This is a genomic window from Pseudomonas sp. FG98 (assembly GCF_057808595.1).
The window spans coordinates 34,257-51,371 of record NZ_JBMDIJ010000001.1 but is presented as its reverse complement, the minus strand read 5'-3'; the positions used below and the strand labels follow the sequence as shown (position 1 = coordinate 51,371).

Genomic DNA, 17,115 nt, shown 5'->3' with positions numbered 1-17,115 from the left:
CCGGGCCGTTCATCGAGGAAGGAGCTGCGAGCATGAGTCTTTGGGATGACTTGAAGAAAAAGGCCATCGACGCCAACCCGGACCTGGCGGCCAAGGCTGCCCAGGCGCTGGAAAAGGCGCGGGAGCTGGCGGTGGAGGCCGGGCAGAAGGCGGCACCGATGCTCAAGGAGGCAAGTGAAAAGGCCACTGCCTACGCCCAGGAAAAGACCCCGGTACTCAAGGCCCAGGCACTCAAGGCCATCGACGATGCCAAGGTCCGCCGCGCGGCCTTGCGTGAGCAGGCCAAGCGTGACAAGGCGGCCCGCGCCGAGATGATCCGCACCATGTATGACATCACCCTAGAGCCCGGCGATATCAATTTCATCGAAGAGCCCTTCCACCACTTCGAACGGCAGTTCGCCTTCTTCATGGTCACCGGCGAGGTCCTCGATACCCAGAAGCGCAACCATAACGAACTGCACGCCAGCCATCATCACAGTGGTGGCGGTGGTTACATGCGCAATGGCTATGGCTCGATCAGTGGCGGCTCGTCGTCGATGCAGATCAGTTCCACCAGCGTGCAGGAGCACGAGTTCTGGATCCGCGACGACGAGGATGGCAAGGAGTCATGCTTCAAGGTGCATGACTCATCGCTCAGCCTGCGTGCAGGCCAGAAGGTCAGCATGGTGTTCATGCATCCGGCGGACAGTCGCACCGGGAAGATGGTCGCTCTGTACAACCATAATGCCGAGCGCAACTACGTGATCAACGGCCCCCAGGAGATCAACCGGCTGTTCGGCATCTACCTGGAGGAGCCGGGGTTTTTCAACCAGAAGGAAGTCACCGAGACCCGCCAGCGCCTGTTGCAGGCGCTGGACCAGCGGATCGGCCAACTGGCCCGTTACATGGCGCTGCACGGCAAGCGCAGCGGGCACCTGATCGAGGGCGGCGAGTGAGCCCAGGCGCAGGCTTTCGTCCGGCGTCCTGCCGGCCTGTCGCCCAACGGCTTGCGCCGCAGTGGCGATCAGGCCGCTCCATGCGGGGTCAGCAGCCCTTGTCCTGGGAGACTTCCTGGGTCGCCTCCTGCAGCGCTGCCGCCACGGCGGCAGCGTCATCGGCGGTGTAGACCCGGCCACCGGTGTTTTCCGCCGCACAGTTGGATCCGGTTCTGGCACTGATATTGACGATATTGATGCGCAGACGCGGCTTGCTCCGGGCGATGTTCTCCGAGACCTCGCAGATATCGGTCCCGCAACCGTCGCGGCCATCCACGAACATCACGATCACACCGTCGCGGTACGCCCCGTCCATCTCCTGAGCCGCTGCTTGCAGGCTGACACCCAATGCGGTGCCACCGCCGGCGTTAATCTTGCCGATGCGCTCGACCAGTTCGCCGCGCTTGTGGAGCCCGAACACGCCATGGTCGACTGGCGTGCGGCAGCCGTTGAACGTCACCAGGCGCATTGCCACGTTCTCGTCGAGGTTATTGATGACCGAAGTCAGCGAGCTCTTGGCCACGTCCATGCGAGTGGTGCGCTTGCCTGGCCCGGCCGGCACGAAGGATTCGACGATCGGGATCTTTGCCATCACGCCGTAATACCACGGGTCGTCCTCGCGCTTGACCCGCAGGCGCTCGTTCATCGACCCCGAGGTATCGAGGATCACGGTGAACTGCGACGGCTGGAAGGCTTTGTCCGGTGTGCAGATGGCGCTCGTGTCGGACTGCCAGCGCGGCCACGACAACGGCCAGCTCAGCCACAGCCAATAGAGCATGGCGAGCAGCAGTCCGAGCAGCAGCCATGGCCACAGGCGCCAGCGACGACGTTCGACGACGGTCGCCACAGGTGCTGTCCGTGGCGTCGGTGCCGGGGCAGGTTTGACCGGTTTCGCCACAGGCGGTGGTGGTGGCGGAGGGGGCGGCGGTGGTGCAGCGATAACCGGCTCCGGTTGCCCCCAGCGCACCACCAGCGGCTCGCCGTTGACGCTGTACAGGTTGGCCAGGTCCGGTGCGCCGATCAGCTTCTGCAGCGCACTGGCGGCGTCGGGCTTGCCACGCTGTTGCAGCTCCGCTGCCAACTGGCCGACCGCTGCCTGGCGCTCTTCATAGCGCTTGAGCAGCGCCGCCTGCTGATCCTTGCCCAGCGTCGCGTAAAGATGCGGCTGGCCTTCCAGTTCGGTCCACCATTCCAGCACGCCGTCCCGGCCTTGTCGGGGAATGGCGTAGAGGTGCGCGATGCTCGGCGGAAAGTGCTGGCGGATCAGCGCCACGCGCTGTTCGAGGGCAGCGGCGGCGTCCTTGCTGGCGAGGGTGTCGCGGAGAACCCGTTGCATCGTTATTCCTGGTTGCAGTTGTTGGTGACTTCCCGGCTTGCCTGCTCCAGCGCCTTCGCGACCTCGGCAGCGTTCTCGCCGTTGTAGACACGGCCTCCGGTGGTTTCGGCGACACAGTTGGCATCGCTGCTATGGCTGATGTTCACCAGGTTCACCTTCAGTCGCGGTTGTTCCTGGGCTATCTGCCGGGCGACCGCGCAGACGTTGCGGTCGCAGCCATCCGGGCCATCGACGAACATCAGGATCACTCCATCGCGATCACGCCCGTTCATCTTGCTGGCGGCCACTTCCAGACTGGCGGCCAGGGCCGTGCCGTCGTCCGGCTGCAGCCTGCGGATGCCCTCGATCAGCGCTGGGCGCTGGGCGAGGGGGAACAGGCCATGATCGATCGGTGCGCGACAGCCATCGAAGGTGACGATGCGCATGTCGATGGCCGCGTCCAGGTTGTCGATCAAGCGCGTCAGGCTCTGCTTGGCCACCTCCATGCGCACCGGCTCGCGCATGACCAGGGCCTTGCGCTGCGGGTCCATGAGCGGATTGTCGATATTGCGGAAGAACCATTGTTCGTCCTGGTAGTTGGCTTCCACGCTCAACTGCATCGAACCGGAGGTGTCGAGCACCACGGTGAATTCCGGTGGCAGTTCCTGCGGTGGCCGCTTGCACGCCTGTTGCTCGCTCACGACAGGCGGCTCGGGCAACGGAGCGCCGGGCTCGAACCAGCGCAGCAACCAGGGCCAGGCCAGCCAAAGGGCCAGCGCCAGCAACAGCAGGCCGAGCAAGGGCAGCAGGAACCACGGCAGCCAGATCCAGCGCCGCGGCGGGATCACTGGCGCAGGCGCGACCGCGGGGGCGGGCAGCGGTGCGGGTGGTGGTTCGCTCCAGCGGATGACCAGCGGCTGACCGTTGACGCTGTAGAGATCATCCAGTTTCGGCGGAGCAACCAGCCGCTGCAGCAGCGCGGCGTCCTGCGCCTGGCCACGCCCGCGCAGTTCGTTGACCAGTTGCTGCAAGGCATCCTGGCGTTGTGCATGGACATCGAGCAGGGCGGCCTGCTGCTCCGCACTCAGGTCGTAGTAGCGCTGTGGCTGCCCTTGCAGCTCGGTCCACCACTCGCGTGTGCCGTCCTGACCACTGCGGGGAATTGCGAACAGTTGCGCCACGCTGGGCGGAAAATGCCGGGCGATCAACGCCGTGGCCTGCTCCAGCAGCGCTGGGTCGTCCTGCAAGGGACGGGGATCACGGATAACCCGCTGCATGTCGGTGTCCTGGAAAAGGTCGGCAGCCGAAGCTGCCGTGGGGGCTTACTCGTAACCCAGGCTCAGCTGCAAGCGACTGACCTGTTGCTGCAGGCTCTTGAGTTCCTGCTTGCGGGCTTCCAGCTCGGCGCTGCTGGCATTCTTCGCCGGCGTGGCCTGTGCAGCCTTGAGCTGCTGCTCCAGCCCGGCGATCTGCCGCTGCACGTCCTGCTTGTTGCCGTGGCGAGCCTTGAGCGTGGCCAGCAGGCCGTTCAGCGATTTCTCCAGGCTGGCCTGCTGGCGTTGCTGGCTGGCCAGGTCCTGGCGGGTGTTGGCCTGCATGGCGCGCAACTCGTCATACACCTGGTTGAACTGGCGGTTCTGCTCGCGCGCGGCCTGCAGGTCCTGCTCGCTGTTGCGCACGCCCTCGGCATAGCCGCCGCCGTAGTCGCAATTGAGTTTGCCGATCAGGCTGGTTTCACTGTTCGAGGCGTTGCACTGCGAGGCCGTGGTGGCACAGCCTCCAAGGCTGGCCAGGAGCGCGGTGGCAAAAAGAACACGAAGCGTCATGGTCCGCTCCTTAGCCCAGGGTAATGGCCGAGCGCTGGCTGTAGAGGCCGTCGACCTCTTTCTGCAGCGAGGCCACCTTGGTATTCATCTTGCTGATTTCCGCCTCGACCTTCTCCACATCGGCGGCTTTGGCGCCGGAAGCGCGTTCTGCCTGGGCGACCTTCTGGTATTCGGTGACGTTGGTCTGCATGGTCTTCAGGTCGCGCTGCATCAGCACCAGGTTCTCGTCGATGTTGGCGAGGTCCTTCTGGGCCTTGGCCTTGTCCAGGCTCTTGGCCTTGATGTTCTTCTGGATGTCGGCGATCTGCTGCTTGTCGTCGGCGATCACGCGCTCCAGGGTGCTGCTGCGCTCGGCAAGCTGGGCGTTCTTCTGCTGCACTTCGCCGGTCATCGCGTTCAGGCGCTCGGTGGTGTTCGAGTACTGCGCGCGACGCTGGTCAAGGTAGTAGTTGGCGCCCATCGCCACGCCACAGGCGGCGACGCCGGCAACCACGGCGCAGGTGGCCTTGTTGCCGGAGTTGGACAGCACGCAGGCGAGGACGCCGGCACCGGCGGCTACGGCGCAGGCCTGGTAGCCCGAGGTACTGAAGAACTTGGCGTCCTTGCCTTCGGTCAGTCGTGGGTCGGCGGTGCCGCTGGAGCCGGACGTGTTACCGAGCATGGAACTGCCGGTGCTGGCGCACCCGGTGACGGCCAGGGCGGCGACCAGCATCAAGCTGATCCACGAGCTGAAACGGGCGGGTTTGTTGAAGTTCACGGTTGCGCTTCCTTGTGGGCTGGAGTCAGTGGGCGACGGCCTTGCAGCGGTTCAGCCAGGCCTCGGTGTCGATTTTCTGGGTCTTGAGGAATGCCTGCTGGTTGGCCCAATGGCTACGCAGGTAAGGCGTCAGTTCCTTGAGATTCTTGTTGGCGGTCAGCACGCCTTCGAGCACCGGTACCTGGGCTTCGATCAGGGTCTGGCCGTACAGCGACCCGGAGTCCACCAGCGAGCTGGCGTAGTAGCGGCTGAGCTTGTGCAGGCGGTCGTTTTGTTCGTCGAGCTTGGTCTTGCGCATCCCGCAGGTCGGGTCTTCTTCACCGGCCTTGCAGTTGGCGCTGTAGTTCTTCTGCAGGAAGTCGAGGTACTGGCCATCGTCGAGCATCTTGGTGCAGAGGAAGGCACCCAGGTTGAGGCTGGCGCGGATCGCCTGGTCGCGGGCTTCCTGCTGTTGCTGGTTGCTGGCGCGCAGCTGGTTCTCGACGGTTTTCAATTGCCCCTTGAGCGCGGCGTCGTCGACGCTGGAGGCCAGCTCTTCGAGGGCCTTGACCGTGCCTTTTTCCTTGGACCCGGCAGCCGGCTGGTCGGCACCCAGGGTGCTCCAGCTCTTCTCGATGGTTTTCACCCGCTCGCGCGAGGTCAGGGTCGGCGACACCAGGGCCAGGCGCAGGCCATTGGTCTTCTTGCTGACCGCGCCGTTGGCGTCGTAGTACGGTTCTTCCTGGCGCAGGGCGGTACGCAGCTCGCCCTCGGCGGTCAGGTAGCTGCCGCCACGCACGACGAAGCCACCGGCTTGTCCGTGCTGGCGGTCGAGCTTGTTGAGGCGGAAGGGCTCGAACATCATTTCGCTGGCGTTGCCGAGCATGTCATGCAGGCCCAGCGGATTAGGCTTGAGCAGGCCGCCCAGCTGCAATTGGCCGTTGGCCGATTGCGAGCCGGCGAACCACTCGTAGGCGTTCAGGCCGTCGGGCATCGGGTAGCGGTTGTCGCGAAACTCGGCGCTGCTGACCTGCAAGCCGCCACGGGCAGCGAACTCCCATTCGACTTCAGTCGGCAGGCGCAGGAAGCCCAGCGCGCCGTCTTCCTTGGGCAGCTTGTCGGCGGCATTGGCGCGCAGCCAGCGGTTGTACTTGTCGGAGGCCTGCAGGGCATCCAGCCAGCTCACCGAGACAATCGGCAGGCGCTGCTTGTTCGACGGTGTCGGGCAGGTTTCGTCCATCAGGGCACGGTACTGCAACTGGCTCATCTCGTACTTGGCCATCAGGAAGTAGCGGGATTTCTCGCCCTTGCCGCTGGTGAAGCTGCCGGCGATGAAGGTTGGCCGGGTCTGCTCGACATAGCCGTATTCGGCACTGTCCTGGCCGATGTTGATCGGGTAGTCGTCCAGGGGGCCGGCTACGGGGATCTGCACCTTGCGGAACACCATCGCGCCGTCGCAGGGCATGGGCAGGACCACGTCGTCGGCGTCGGCCATCGGGTTATAGAATTTCTCGTCCCAGGTCGCCGCCGTCGCATTCAGCAGGCAACCCAGGGTCAATGGCGCGAGGGCCAGGCGAGCGTAGGTTCTAGAGTTCACGCAGACTCTCCGCAGGTTGTATCCGAATCGCCCGCAGGGCGCCGATCAGGGCGACCAGTCCGGCGACGAGGAACGCCAGAAGCAGGGCCACCAGGCCATGCCAGACAGTGATGTGACAAATGAAGGTGCCGGTGGCCGCGCTGCTGCCGAGCAACTGGTCGAACAGCAGGCTGCCGAAGTAGTAGCAGGTGAGGCCGCCGAGGTAGCCGGTCAGGCTTAGCACCAGGGCCTGCAGGACCACGTAGGCAGCCACCGCCGGGCTGGTGAAGCCGAGCAGACGCAGTACCGCGAGGTGGCGGCGCTTGCGGTCGATATTGGCGAGGAAGGCCCCTACCAGCGAGGCGATGCAACCGATCAGGGCGGCGCCGGCGATCACGCCGAAGATCAGGCCGAGCACATGGTTGATGGCCTTGACGTTGTCGATCTCGGCCAAGCGGCTGGCGGTTTCGATGCGCTGGTCGTTGAGCCACTGTTCCAGGGGCGCAACGCTGTCGATGTCGCGGGCATAGACCCGGGCGCGGGCGTAGCCGACCTTGACGCCGTCCAGCGGCTGACCGCTGCCCGCCCCGAGTTCGGGCACCAGGTAGCCGTCGCGATAATGTTCCAGTTCCAGCAGCAGCCCGGGGCTGACGAAGGCCGCCGGGCGGGCGAAGCGCACGTTGTCGAGGACCGCCCGCACCTGGAGCAGTCGCTCGCCGCGTTCGTTGACTTCGTTAAGGCGGCGCGTCACCCGCAGGCGAATGCTGTCGCCGGCCTTGACCTCCAGGCGCTGCGCGGCGCGCTCACTGAGAATCACCTGATCGCCTTGCAGTGCGCTCAGCTCGGTGGCCAGCAGCGGGTCGCCGGCTTCGGTTGGAATCACCTCGACGTTGTCGGCGAAGCGCCCATGGCTACCAAGCAGGTCGGCCTGGGTGTTCAGCGAGCGGGTCTGGCCGATGGCGAAGCCGGTTTCCGGCAGTGCCCGCAGGCGTTGCAGCCAGTCTTCGGCGTAGTGACCGCTGCTGAGCATTTTCACTTCGAGGTTGCGCGGGTCGCTGAGCAGTTCATCCTGCAATTGGCTGACCACCCCGTGCTTGAGGCCGAACAGCAACAGCAACGGCGCGATCACCGCGACCAGGGACGCGGCCATGCACAACGACACGTTGCGGTCGTGCCAGAGGTCGGCGAGGGACAGCCGGGCGAGCAGGGCGAGACGCTTAAACGGGTTCAAAGCGCGTCTCCCCATCGGCGTTCACCGCGCCCAGGCGTGGCAGGCCGAAGTGCTGCACCAAGGCCCAATCGTGGGACACCAGCAGGGCGCTCAGGCCCAACTCCTCGACCAGGTGCAGCAACAGCTCGAACAGGCGCCTGGCGTTGTTCGGGTCCAGCGCCGCGGTTGGTTCGTCGGCCAGCAACACCGGCGGTTCGTGGGCGATGGCGCGAACGCAGGCGACCCGCTGGCGCTCGCCGATGGACAGCGCCTGGGGCAGTTTGTCCAGCAGCGGTTCGAGTCCGAGGGCGGCCACCGCCTTGTCCACGGCCGTGCTGTGCGGCGCCAGGCCAAGCAGGCGGCGCGGCAGCAGGATGTTGTCGCGAACCTTGAGAAATGGCAGCAGACCGCCGCTTTGCAGGACGAACCCCAGCTCCCGCGCACGCAGGGCGGCGAGGGCGGGTTGCTGGTCGCTGGCGAGCAGCCGGGCGACGTCTTCCTGGCTGGCGCCGAGGCGGTAGTGCTCCAGGCGCTCAGGCTTGAGCAGCAGGCCGATGGCTTCGAGCAGGGTGCTCTTGCCGCAGCCACTCTCGCCGGTGATCGCCAGGATCTGGCCCGGTTGCAGTTGCAGCGTGTCCAGGCGCACCGCGTGCGCCTGGGGGCCATGTCCCCGGACCACTCTCAATCCCTTGATATCGAGCATGAGCGGTCAGGGCATCATTTCCAGTGGCACGGGGTAGACGTTGTCGCGGCTGTCGGCGCCCGGGGCCAGGGCCACCCAGCGGTCGACATCGGCGTTGTAACGCTGGTAGTGGCGCAGCTTGGTGCTCAGGTTGCGGATGAATTTCTCCTGGGCCAGGCCGTCCCAGCCTTTCCAGGTTTCCTCATCCAGGTTGAGCACTTCGCTGTGGTACGGCAGGTCCTCCAGGTATTCGCCGAGCACGCCCAGGTCAGCCACGCGGGTGGTAGAGCCCTGTTTCAGCTGGTTCGGGTCGGCACCCATGGTCGCGGCCACCGAACGCAGGCGGGTGAACATCTCGGCGGGCGAGATCATGCCCTCGTTCGCGGCGTCCAGAACTTGCTTGAGCACATCGCTCAAATCGCTCAGCTGGGCCTTGGTCAGCAGCACGCGGACGTCGGTGGTCGGCACGTTCTGCTTGATCAGGTCACGGTCGCTGATCCATGCCTGGAACACCGGTGGTGCCTGGGTACCAGTGGTCTTGCCGAGGTAGGCCAGCTGCATGGCGTGGCCGATCAGCGCGGCGTCCTCGAGCATCTTCTGCTCGGCTGGATTGGCCTTGGCATTGGTTGCGCTGCCGATGGCGTCTTCGCCCATGTAGGCGGATCGCACCTGCTGGGTGATCGCGCTGGCCAGGCTGTCGACCTTCTGACCGAAGGCATTCACGTCACCGGCGTCGACCGGGTAGTACAGCGAGGTGTTGGTGCCGGGGAAGTTCGACAGTACGCGGTACTGGGCTTCGGCGCTGCTGTGGTTCTTCGCCCCGCTCGGGGTCTTCAGGTGCAAGGTATAGAGGGCGACGCCGGGATTGCTCGCCTCGATCTTCACCTGTTCGGCACCCAGGCCGGTGCTGGACAGCTTGTCGCCGCCGTCGATGGCCCCGGCATCGGTGATGAGCACTACGTAGCGTGCACCGAACTGGCTCCAGTCGACCTTGTCGATGGCATGCATCACACCGGCATAGGCATCCTCGTCGAAGGCGCTGCTGGAAACCTTGGCTTGCTTGAGGTCGGCCATTTTGGCCAGGAAATCGGCGCCGTCCTTCACCGTGTTGGGGTCGGCGTACATCTTGCTGACGTACTCCAGCCCCGGCACCGCCTTGGTGTTGGAGCGGAAGGCGACCAGGCCGAACTTGACCTGGTTGCCGAGGTTTTCCTTCTCGACCTGCTCATATACCCGCTTGATCGCCTCGCGGGTGCGCTCGATGTACGGGTCCATGGAGATGGTCGAGTCGATGACGAACACCACGGCGGCGCTGAACGCCTTCATCTGCGTCTTGGCGCTGGCCTGGCCCGCTGCCTGGGTCGCCTGGCTGGCGGCATCGGCCTTGCTCACCGAGGCGACGTTGAGGATGCGCGTGCGGAAGCCTTCCTCGGTCATCACTTCTTCGCCGCTCAGCACGGGGAGCAGGTAGAAGTTCTTCTGCAGGTCGACGAAGTACTCTGGTTCCTGGGCCAGTACCCCCGGTGCTTCCTTGCCGTTCTTCAACTGGGCGCGGATCGGGGCCACCTGGCTTACCGGATCCGGGGCGTCGAGGACGCCTTCCAGTTGCTTGCGCTCCTTGAAGAACAGCAGGCGGTCGCGGTTGGCCGGGTTGGTGAAGGCCAGGGTCAGTTGCATCTTCCACTCGACCGTGCAGTCGCCCGGCAGCCAGCCGATGCTCTTGCCCTGGGTGTCGGGGCCGACTCGTAGCCACTCGCGGCTATCCACCGCGGAGCGCTCGTAGACGTAGAAACGGCTGAAAGCCGGCTGCGCGGCACCGGGTGCGGCACCCGCAGCGTTGCTGAGCTTGCAGTCCGGAGTGGTCAGGACGCGCTGGAACAGGGTCTTCTTGCCGTCCTGCAGCAGCGGTTTGTCCGCCGCCTGCAGAACCGGGCTCAGGCTCAGGGCCAGGAGGGCGGTACCAAGACCGCGCAGGTTCATGGCTTGAGCTCCTCGAAGCGTGCCTTGGCCTCGGCGTTGTTTTCATCGAAGCCGAGAATGGTCTCGTACCAGTACGCTGCGGTGGCGTTGTCCGGAGCCTTGAAGCACTCGCTGGCCTGGTGGTACTTGGGGTCGTACTCGTGGGCATAGGCGCTGGCGATCACGATGTCGCCGGCCTGCGCACGGTTGGCGTACAGCCGCTGGGCCACGCCGCAGTGGTTGTTGGCCTTGGCCTGCTTGATCACTTCGAGCAAGGTGGTGCTGTCCGGCTTGTTCTGGATGCAGGCCTGGACGAAGGCGAGTTCCGGCTGGCTTTGCATGCTTTCCAGGGTGCAGGGCAGGGCCGCGGTGGGCTCCGAGGTTGGCGTCGGGGCGGGTGCCGGTACGGGCTCTTCGACCACGGGGGGCTGGTCCTGCTTGTTGAACCACCAGGCGCCGGCAGCGATCACGGCCAGCAGCACCAGGAGCAGTAGCGGCAGTAGCCAGCGGTTGCCGGAGCGGGCTGGCGGCAGCGGCGGCGGTACGGAACGCTCGGCGGTGATCACCGGTTCGGGCTCGGGCTCGGCTGGCGGGACGGGCGCCGGTGCTTCGACCTCCGGCTCGGGCTCAGGCTTCGGCTCGGGCTTGGGTTCAGGAGGGGCGGGCATGTCCGGGCCGAGGTCTGCCGAGGCGACCAGCGTCGGATTGAGGCGGACGATGTGCACTTCGGACTGGCCGGTAGCCGGCTGGCTGACCTCGATACGGAAGTTCGCCGTGCCGCTGGCCTGCAACAGCGGGTTGATCAGGTTCGGACCGATACGGGTCTCGATCGCGCCGCCCTCGGCAGCATTCATGCCGTCCAGGCGGAACCAGTGGGCGACATCGTTCCACTGCCCGCCCTCGTGGAGGAACTTCTGGGTCTGGCTGCTTTGCAGGGAACATTGCAGGCCCTCGCTGGAGCCTTCCCAGCCGGTGATCCGCAGCACGCCATGGCCTGGCGTGTTCACGTCCAACGGCAGCACATCAACTCTGATACCCATTACGCTCGACTCGCTTCAAAAGTGTTGAGCAGGACGGCCAGCTGGCGCCGCTGCTCGGTGGTGATTTCCGGATCGGAGCCGCTCTTGGCGTTCTCCTTGATCAGCCATGCCAGGCTGGACAGCCAGTCCATATGGAAGCGCTGCTCCTGATGCGAAGGCTCCTCCGGCAAGTCCGGCAGATCGCCCACGGCAACCTTGCCGTAGAAGTCGAACACCGGGCCCTTGTTGCCCTGCATGCGTGGTGGCCGCTGTTCGAGCGGTTTGCCCAGCAGACCGAACCACGACAGGAAATCGCGCATCACCAGTTGCACCTCCAGCACCTGGCGCTGCACCAGCTGGTCGCGGCGAGCACCGCCGATGATGCGCCGGGTCACCGCCGCGTCCAGTTGTTCGAGCAGGGCCGGGCGCCGGGCGGCGCTGACCAGTTCTTCGACCAGGCCGTCCATCAGCTCGCGGGTCATGCGCAGGCTGACCAGGCGCTGGGGTTGGTTGCTGATCTCGCGCATGTGCTTGATCCACGCCTTCAGCGCCGCACGGGCAAAGCGCTGCTCGGCGTTCAGCCGCGTGGCCAGCGGCTTGGCCGCGGGTGCCGAAGCGGGCGCCGGTGCGTCGTCGTGGAAATCGTCGAAGTCGAAGTCGATCGCCGGTGCCTTGTTGGCCGGCGCGGTGAACGCCGGCTCGGCCTCGCCGGTCTCTTCCTCGTCATCGTCGACGTTGTACACACCGCTCAGGTACAGCTCGCGCAACTGCTCGGTGGGCAATTGCAGGGCGAGAATCACTTCGCTGATGACGTCGGGGTCGGCCCCCATTGGCCTGAGGAGGAACTTGATCTTCTGCATCTTGCGCGCCAGCAGCGCCTCGAAGTCCTCTTCGCGCCAGGCGTAGAGGCCTTTTTCGAGCAGGCCGGTGCGGCAATCGTGCAGCTGTTCCTCGATGCGCGAAAGCTTGAAACCGATATCGGCGAACGGCGTGAAGCTGGAGGCGAAGCGGCTGATGCCGCCGTCATTCATTCCCATCACTGCCGCGAAGGAAGCTTCGGGCTCTTTCACATGGCGCACGATGTCCTTGTACACCTTGAACTCGGCAGTGAGCAGTTCAAGACTCTCGCCGCAGTGCTCGGAGACGCTGACTTCGTCGCCGTTGTCGTCGAAGTCGATGAACGCCCGGCTATGGCGTGGCTTGCGCACCAGGTAGGTGTTGTTGAACGGCTGGCCGGACCAGTCCAGCATCCAGTCCTCGGTGCCAAAGCGCTCCACGATGGTCATTTTCATCAGGTTTTCGCACGACTCGATGCGTTGCGGACGGCTCGGCTTTTTCAGCGATTCGTCGATCCAGATGTCCATCATGGTGATTGCCCAGATCAATCCTGGCACCCGCGCCGCGCGCTCCTTCGGCGTATGGCCCTGGGTTTTCCCGATCCACTTGCTCAGTACCGGGGCGACACTGACCACCTCGCTCTGGCCCTTGGCGCTGGTGCAGATCACCAGGGCATTCATTTCCTGGGCGTCGCTGTAGCGCTCGAACAGGTATGCCACCTTGCCGCGCACGAGCAGGTTCCAGACCGGGCTGACTTCATCCGGGCTTTGCCCGTTTGACGCCTGGCGGATGTTTTCGAAGGTGTACCGCGCGCGATAGCCCGGGAAGTCCAGCAGGTCGACCTGGTTCACCACCTCGTCATTGGGCGGGTTGACCAGGCGGAACGTCATTTCCACGGTCAAGGCGGCCAGTTGGGCAACCGTGATGCCGACGGCGGACTGGACCTTGCCCTCTGTCGACGGCAGGACATTGATCGGCACATCACGACGGGTTCCGAGCCGATTGAGGATCGTCACCGCCATGATGTTGTATCGCGCATCTTCCGTGTCCTGGAAAAACGCGGTCAACGGGGCGTACACCTTCTCGGGATGTCCAAGCTTCTGCAGGGTACCGGCCAGCACTTCGTAGAGCTCGGTCAGCAACGCCTGCTCGCCCCATAGCGGGGACAGGAGCCTGGCGCGTTGCCGCGTGCTCAAGCGCGGCGCGAGCTTGATGACCCGCGGCCAGTAGAGGTCGTCGAGCAGGGCGAGCGGCCTGGTGAAGTTGCCCGAGAGGTATTCCCACAGGCTGACCACGTCATCGCCGTCGACCCCGGGCTGAGGCAGTTCGGCTTCCTGGCCTTCGAACTCGCGCAGCAGCGCGTCGATGCGCTGCGGGGTGATCTTGTAATCGGTCTTGTCGTGGTTGAAGTCTTCGAACCAGGTGTTGCCGAGGATCTTGGCCAGTTCGATTTCCCGGAGCATCTTCAGCTCGATCGGGTAGTTGGCATCCGGTGCCGGCTGCGAACGACGGCTGAAGCGGGTGACCACACCGGTCGCCTCCGCGCCGCTGCCAGTGGGGTTGACGTGCTCAAGGAAGTTCAGGGTGCGGCCACCGAAGTCGCTCTCCAGAATCCCGGCGCTGTTGGCCGCGAGCGACGAGATCAGGTACGACTTGCCGGCCTGGGACAAGCCGAAGAAACCGACGCCCATGGGGGTCGACGCCGCGTGCTGGAGGCTCCTGGCCTGGTTGCGCGCCTTGCGCAGCCGCAGGCTCAGGTCATCGGCCTCGGCCTCGACGCTGGCGGCATTGCCGCGTACCTGTTCGATCCATTCCATTGCCTCGCCGGCGCCCTTGTAAATGGCGCCCCAGGCATTCATCAACTGCTGTTGCTTTGGCGTAAGGTCGCTCATTTTCCTTTGACGTTCCCGCTGTCGAGCCAATAGTCGCTGTCACTCAGGCTTCCGGTTGGCATGGTGTTGAGTGAGAGCTCCAGATCCCTGTCGTAATCGAAATCGGCGTCCTGGATGTTCGTTTGCAGGTCGCAGATCACCAGCTTGTCGCTGATCAGGCCCTGCTCCAGCAGCAGGTCCGACGGCTCCTCGACTTCCAGGCGAATGCGCACCACCGGGGTTTCGCCGTTCTTGCCCTGGGCGGTGGAGAAGCTGGCACTGCCGCGCGGGGTGAAGCGCAGGGTGTAAAGCGGCGAGGCCGACCAGCGCTCGGCGGATAGCTGGCGGTAGCCCAGGTGCATGTCGCCGCGCATTTCCAGCCACGGCGTGCCGCGTTGCTCGCCTTCGCCGACGATGGGCAGTTCGATGCGGCCCTTGGACGACTTGAGGTCGTGGTAGACCACGTTCTGGTGCGCGATGGTGCCCGCTTTGTCGATCGGGCCGAAGTGCTTGATGATCGAGTAGGGCTTGAGCTCGACGGTGCGGAAGTAGAAATTCGGCACGCTGTGCTTGGAGCACAGCAGGCAGATCATCGCGCCCACCGAGGCGGTGCTCTTCGGATCGTCGATCAGGCCGTTGCGGTGGAACGGGTACCAGCCGCCGGTACGGTAGTTCTGCAGCGGCAGAATGCGTCCGGACGGCAGCGGGATGCACTTGCGAATGAAGGCCTGGATGCCCGGCAGGCGCGATGGTCGGCCGGTGAGCAGGAGCATGTCGCAGGGATAGTGGGCGATCACCTCGCACAGCTCGGTCAGGGCCCGGGTGATGTTGATCTGGCCGCCGATGAAGGTGTTGTGGACCTTTGCCAGGTCGAAGGTGATGACGGTCTGCAACAGGTCGAGGGTGCCGTCCTGGCCGACTTCGCGACGTACCGCTGCGTGGACGAAGTCCAGCACGCCGTCGTTGACCGCGTCGTCGCCGAGCACCTCGCGCCAGGTCTGGGTCACGGGCTGCTGGGGCTGCGCTGGATCGTACTGTTCGTAGGCCTTGAGCAGGGCCAGGCCCAGCGGCACGAAGATCTGCAGGTTGAGTTGCTGGCGCAGGATCCGCTCCGGTGCGGTGGCATCGCCGGTGCCGCACAGGCGCGACATCAGGGCGTCCGGCGCGCTCACTCCGGCGTCGCTGAGGGCGTTGCGGAACGTCGGCAGGATGAACTCCTGGATCACGTCGAGGACGATGTCGTCGCCGGCCACCTTGAAACCATCGCGAAAACGCTGGCTGGGGATGATGTACCCATGGCCGCCGGTGCCGCCGTTGCTGCCGCGGTCGAAGCGGTAGTCGGTGATCACCAGGTCGGTGGTGCCGCCGCCGATATCGATGGTGGCCAGGGTGATCTGGTCGCGCTCCTGGCGATCCGGGCGGGCCAGGGCGGCGAAGAACTCTTCCGGGTGTCCGTCGAAGTTCTCGTTGATCTCGTTGTACAGATACACCAGCTGGCCGCAGCTGGCTTCGTCCCACTCCACGCGGATGCTCGGCAGCGGCGTGCGCGGCAGCACGCTCTTGTCCTTGAAGGGATTGCTCTCGCCGGTGTGCCAGCCGAGGCTCTTCCACACCAGGCCGACGGCTTCGTACAGGCGATTGCTGAGGATGCTGCGCTCGGCCTGCGGCATGCCTGGCGGCACGGTCAGGGTGATGCTGTTGAGCTGGCGCGGCACCCGGGCGTGGCCCTGGCGCGAGCGCTGGGCCGGGCTGTTGATCTGGGTCAGCGCCTGGGTGACCACCTCGGCGAGCATGAAGGTCATCAGGTTGCTGCGCGAGTAACGCGGGGTGAACACCGGCATGTCGTTCTTCGGCGGCAGGTACAGGGCCTGGCCGAGCTCGTTGATCAGGTGCGAGAACGGCGCGGCGGTGGCCAGCGGCTCCTTGTCGGACTTGACGTAGGCGGTGTTGAAGCGCCAGCCGTGGCCGTAGGGCTTCTCGTCCCACAGGTAGCGTTTCGGGCTGGACAGCCCGGTCGAGCCCTCGGTGCCGCGGCGACGGCCGGCCAGGCGCCCGGCCTCGGTGCCGACGCGAGCGATGGTCGGCCACTGGAAGGCGTTGTGACGGCCGCTCTTGACCGAGCAGTGATCCTTGCCGAAATAGGCCTGGGTGAATTCGACGCGGCTTTCGAAGGCGGTGTCGTAGACCTTTTCCGGCTCGCTCAGGTCGCGCAGTTCCAGTACGTAGTTATTCTTCAGGCCCGAGCCGGACTGGCCGTGGTCCTCGATGAGAATGCCGCAGGTACGCGAGTTGCCGACGTCCAGTATCAGGTCCACCGGGATCGGCTTGGTCACGCCATGGGTTTCGTTGGCGATGACCTTGAGCTCGGGGATCTCGACCTTGGGCTTCTCGGTGCTCTGCTCGGCCGGGACCGGGCGGCGCAGCAGGCTCAGCACGTTGAGGTAGTGGGCGATGTGGCGGTTGCCCTGCAGGTCGCGGTCGCGCCGCTCGCGGGTCCACTCGGCGCGGGCCTCGACGTACAGTTCGGCGATCCACTCGCGGATCCACACATGGGTCAGGAACCAGCCGTACTCACGGGCGCTGGTGGCCAGCTTGAAGGCCACTCCGGAGCGCACGTCGTCCTCGTTCGGCGCCAGGTAGGCGGAGCCGGCGACGGTCGGCATGACGCGGCTGTCGAAGGCCAGGGTCAGACGGTGGGTGTTGCCGTCCACGTCGGGCTGCGGCAGCTTGACCAGGCGCATCCGCGCCCAGTTGTTCGGGCCTTCGTCGAAGCGATTGGGCGGCATGAAGCGCAGGAACGGCAGTGGCAGCCAGATGCCGTCGAACAGCTTGAGGCTGTCTTCCATCGGCACGCGGAAATGGTTGTCGTCGGTGGTGTCGAATTCCACCTGGACCACCTTGTCCGGCTCCGGCTCATAGAAGTCCTTGTACTCGCGCGACCACAGCAGGCGCGTCGGCACCATGCCGTTGTTCAACTGCACGAACTTGCCGGCCTGCTCGCCATCCGGTCCGAGACGCAGGGCGAAATCCATGAATTGAATGCCGGTATCGCTGACCAGCGTGACCGTTTCTTCGAACTGGGTGATTTCGGGCAACATCGTCTGCGCTTC

The 17,115-nt window shown here is 65.1% G+C and carries 12 protein-coding genes; 1 reads left to right on the top strand and 11 read right to left on the bottom strand.

What is annotated here, in order from left to right:
* The first annotated feature begins 32 nt into the window (after positions 1-32).
* On the top strand, positions 33-935 hold the full coding sequence (locus tag ACODSK_RS00240; RefSeq protein ID WP_489013001.1) for a hypothetical protein: 903 nt from the start codon (positions 33-35) through the stop codon (positions 933-935).
* Positions 936-1,023: 88 nt separating this feature from the next.
* On the opposite strand, the gene ACODSK_RS00235 is transcribed toward ACODSK_RS00240, so the two are convergent.
* The 11 genes from ACODSK_RS00235 to ACODSK_RS00185 form a co-directional block, all read right to left on the bottom strand.
* On the bottom strand, positions 1,024-2,310 hold the full coding sequence (locus ACODSK_RS00235; RefSeq protein WP_489013000.1) for a VWA domain-containing protein: 1,287 nt from the start codon (positions 2,308-2,310) through the stop codon (positions 1,024-1,026).
* Between the two features lie 2 nt (positions 2,311-2,312).
* Entirely contained in the window at positions 2,313-3,566 is a 1,254-nt protein-coding gene (locus tag ACODSK_RS00230) for a VWA domain-containing protein (protein WP_489012999.1), read from the bottom strand.
* A gap of 45 nt (positions 3,567-3,611) precedes the next feature.
* A complete protein-coding gene (locus tag ACODSK_RS00225; RefSeq protein WP_489012998.1) occupies positions 3,612-4,115 on the bottom strand; it encodes a hypothetical protein in 504 nt (167 codons plus the stop codon).
* A gap of 10 nt (positions 4,116-4,125) precedes the next feature.
* Positions 4,126-4,827, bottom strand: coding sequence for a hypothetical protein (locus ACODSK_RS00220; protein ID WP_489013321.1), 702 nt, complete (start codon positions 4,825-4,827; stop codon positions 4,126-4,128).
* A 70-nt stretch (positions 4,828-4,897) separates the two neighbouring features.
* Positions 4,898-6,448 (bottom strand): formylglycine-generating enzyme family protein, encoded by a 1,551-nt coding sequence (locus ACODSK_RS00215; RefSeq protein WP_489012997.1) that lies wholly within the window; start codon positions 6,446-6,448, stop codon positions 4,898-4,900.
* Positions 6,438-7,673, bottom strand: a complete 1,236-nt coding sequence (locus tag ACODSK_RS00210) for an ABC transporter permease (RefSeq protein WP_489012996.1) — start codon at positions 7,671-7,673, stop codon at positions 6,438-6,440. Before ACODSK_RS00210 ends, ACODSK_RS00215 begins: the two co-directional genes overlap by 11 nt.
* Entirely contained in the window at positions 7,645-8,340 is a 696-nt protein-coding gene (locus ACODSK_RS00205) for an ABC transporter ATP-binding protein (protein ID WP_489012995.1), read from the bottom strand. Before ACODSK_RS00205 ends, ACODSK_RS00210 begins: the two co-directional genes overlap by 29 nt.
* 6 nt (positions 8,341-8,346) lie before the next feature.
* Positions 8,347-10,299, bottom strand: a complete 1,953-nt coding sequence (locus ACODSK_RS00200; protein ID WP_489012994.1) for a vWA domain-containing protein — start codon at positions 10,297-10,299, stop codon at positions 8,347-8,349.
* The gene (locus ACODSK_RS00195; RefSeq protein WP_489012993.1) at positions 10,296-11,318 is read right to left on the bottom strand and encodes a hypothetical protein; all 1,023 of its coding nucleotides are present in this window, start codon (positions 11,316-11,318) and stop codon (positions 10,296-10,298) included. The genes ACODSK_RS00200 and ACODSK_RS00195 overlap by 4 nt, the downstream gene beginning before the upstream one ends.
* Positions 11,318-14,026, bottom strand: a complete 2,709-nt coding sequence (locus ACODSK_RS00190; RefSeq protein ID WP_489012992.1) for a virulence factor SrfC family protein — start codon at positions 14,024-14,026, stop codon at positions 11,318-11,320. The genes ACODSK_RS00195 and ACODSK_RS00190 overlap by 1 nt, the downstream gene beginning before the upstream one ends.
* Complete coding sequence (locus tag ACODSK_RS00185; protein WP_489012991.1) at positions 14,023-17,103, bottom strand: virulence factor SrfB; 3,081 nt, start codon at positions 17,101-17,103, stop codon at positions 14,023-14,025. The genes ACODSK_RS00190 and ACODSK_RS00185 overlap by 4 nt, the downstream gene beginning before the upstream one ends.
* Positions 17,104-17,115: the final 12 nt, after the last annotated feature.

What these genes read in the sequence shown, in the direction of transcription:
- ACODSK_RS00240 (WP_489013001.1), top strand. Translation starts at nt 33, where the DNA reads ATGAGTCTTTGGGATGACTTGAAGAAAAAGGCCATCGACGCCAACCCG.
- ACODSK_RS00235 (WP_489013000.1), bottom strand. Translation starts at nt 2,310, where the DNA reads ATGCAACGGGTTCTCCGCGACACCCTCGCCAGCAAGGACGCCGCCGCT.
- ACODSK_RS00230 (WP_489012999.1), bottom strand. Translation starts at nt 3,566, where the DNA reads ATGCAGCGGGTTATCCGTGATCCCCGTCCCTTGCAGGACGACCCAGCG.
- ACODSK_RS00225 (WP_489012998.1), bottom strand. Translation starts at nt 4,115, where the DNA reads ATGACGCTTCGTGTTCTTTTTGCCACCGCGCTCCTGGCCAGCCTTGGA.
- ACODSK_RS00220 (WP_489013321.1), bottom strand. Translation starts at nt 4,827, where the DNA reads ATGCTGGTCGCCGCCCTGGCCGTCACCGGGTGCGCCAGCACCGGCAGT.
- ACODSK_RS00210 (WP_489012996.1), bottom strand. Translation starts at nt 7,673, where the DNA reads ATGGGGAGACGCGCTTTGAACCCGTTTAAGCGTCTCGCCCTGCTCGCC.
- ACODSK_RS00205 (WP_489012995.1), bottom strand. Translation starts at nt 8,340, where the DNA reads ATGCTCGATATCAAGGGATTGAGAGTGGTCCGGGGACATGGCCCCCAG.
- ACODSK_RS00200 (WP_489012994.1), bottom strand. Translation starts at nt 10,299, where the DNA reads ATGAACCTGCGCGGTCTTGGTACCGCCCTCCTGGCCCTGAGCCTGAGC.
- ACODSK_RS00195 (WP_489012993.1), bottom strand. Translation starts at nt 11,318, where the DNA reads ATGGGTATCAGAGTTGATGTGCTGCCGTTGGACGTGAACACGCCAGGC.
- ACODSK_RS00190 (WP_489012992.1), bottom strand. Translation starts at nt 14,026, where the DNA reads ATGAGCGACCTTACGCCAAAGCAACAGCAGTTGATGAATGCCTGGGGC.
- ACODSK_RS00185 (WP_489012991.1), bottom strand. Translation starts at nt 17,103, where the DNA reads ATGTTGCCCGAAATCACCCAGTTCGAAGAAACGGTCACGCTGGTCAGC.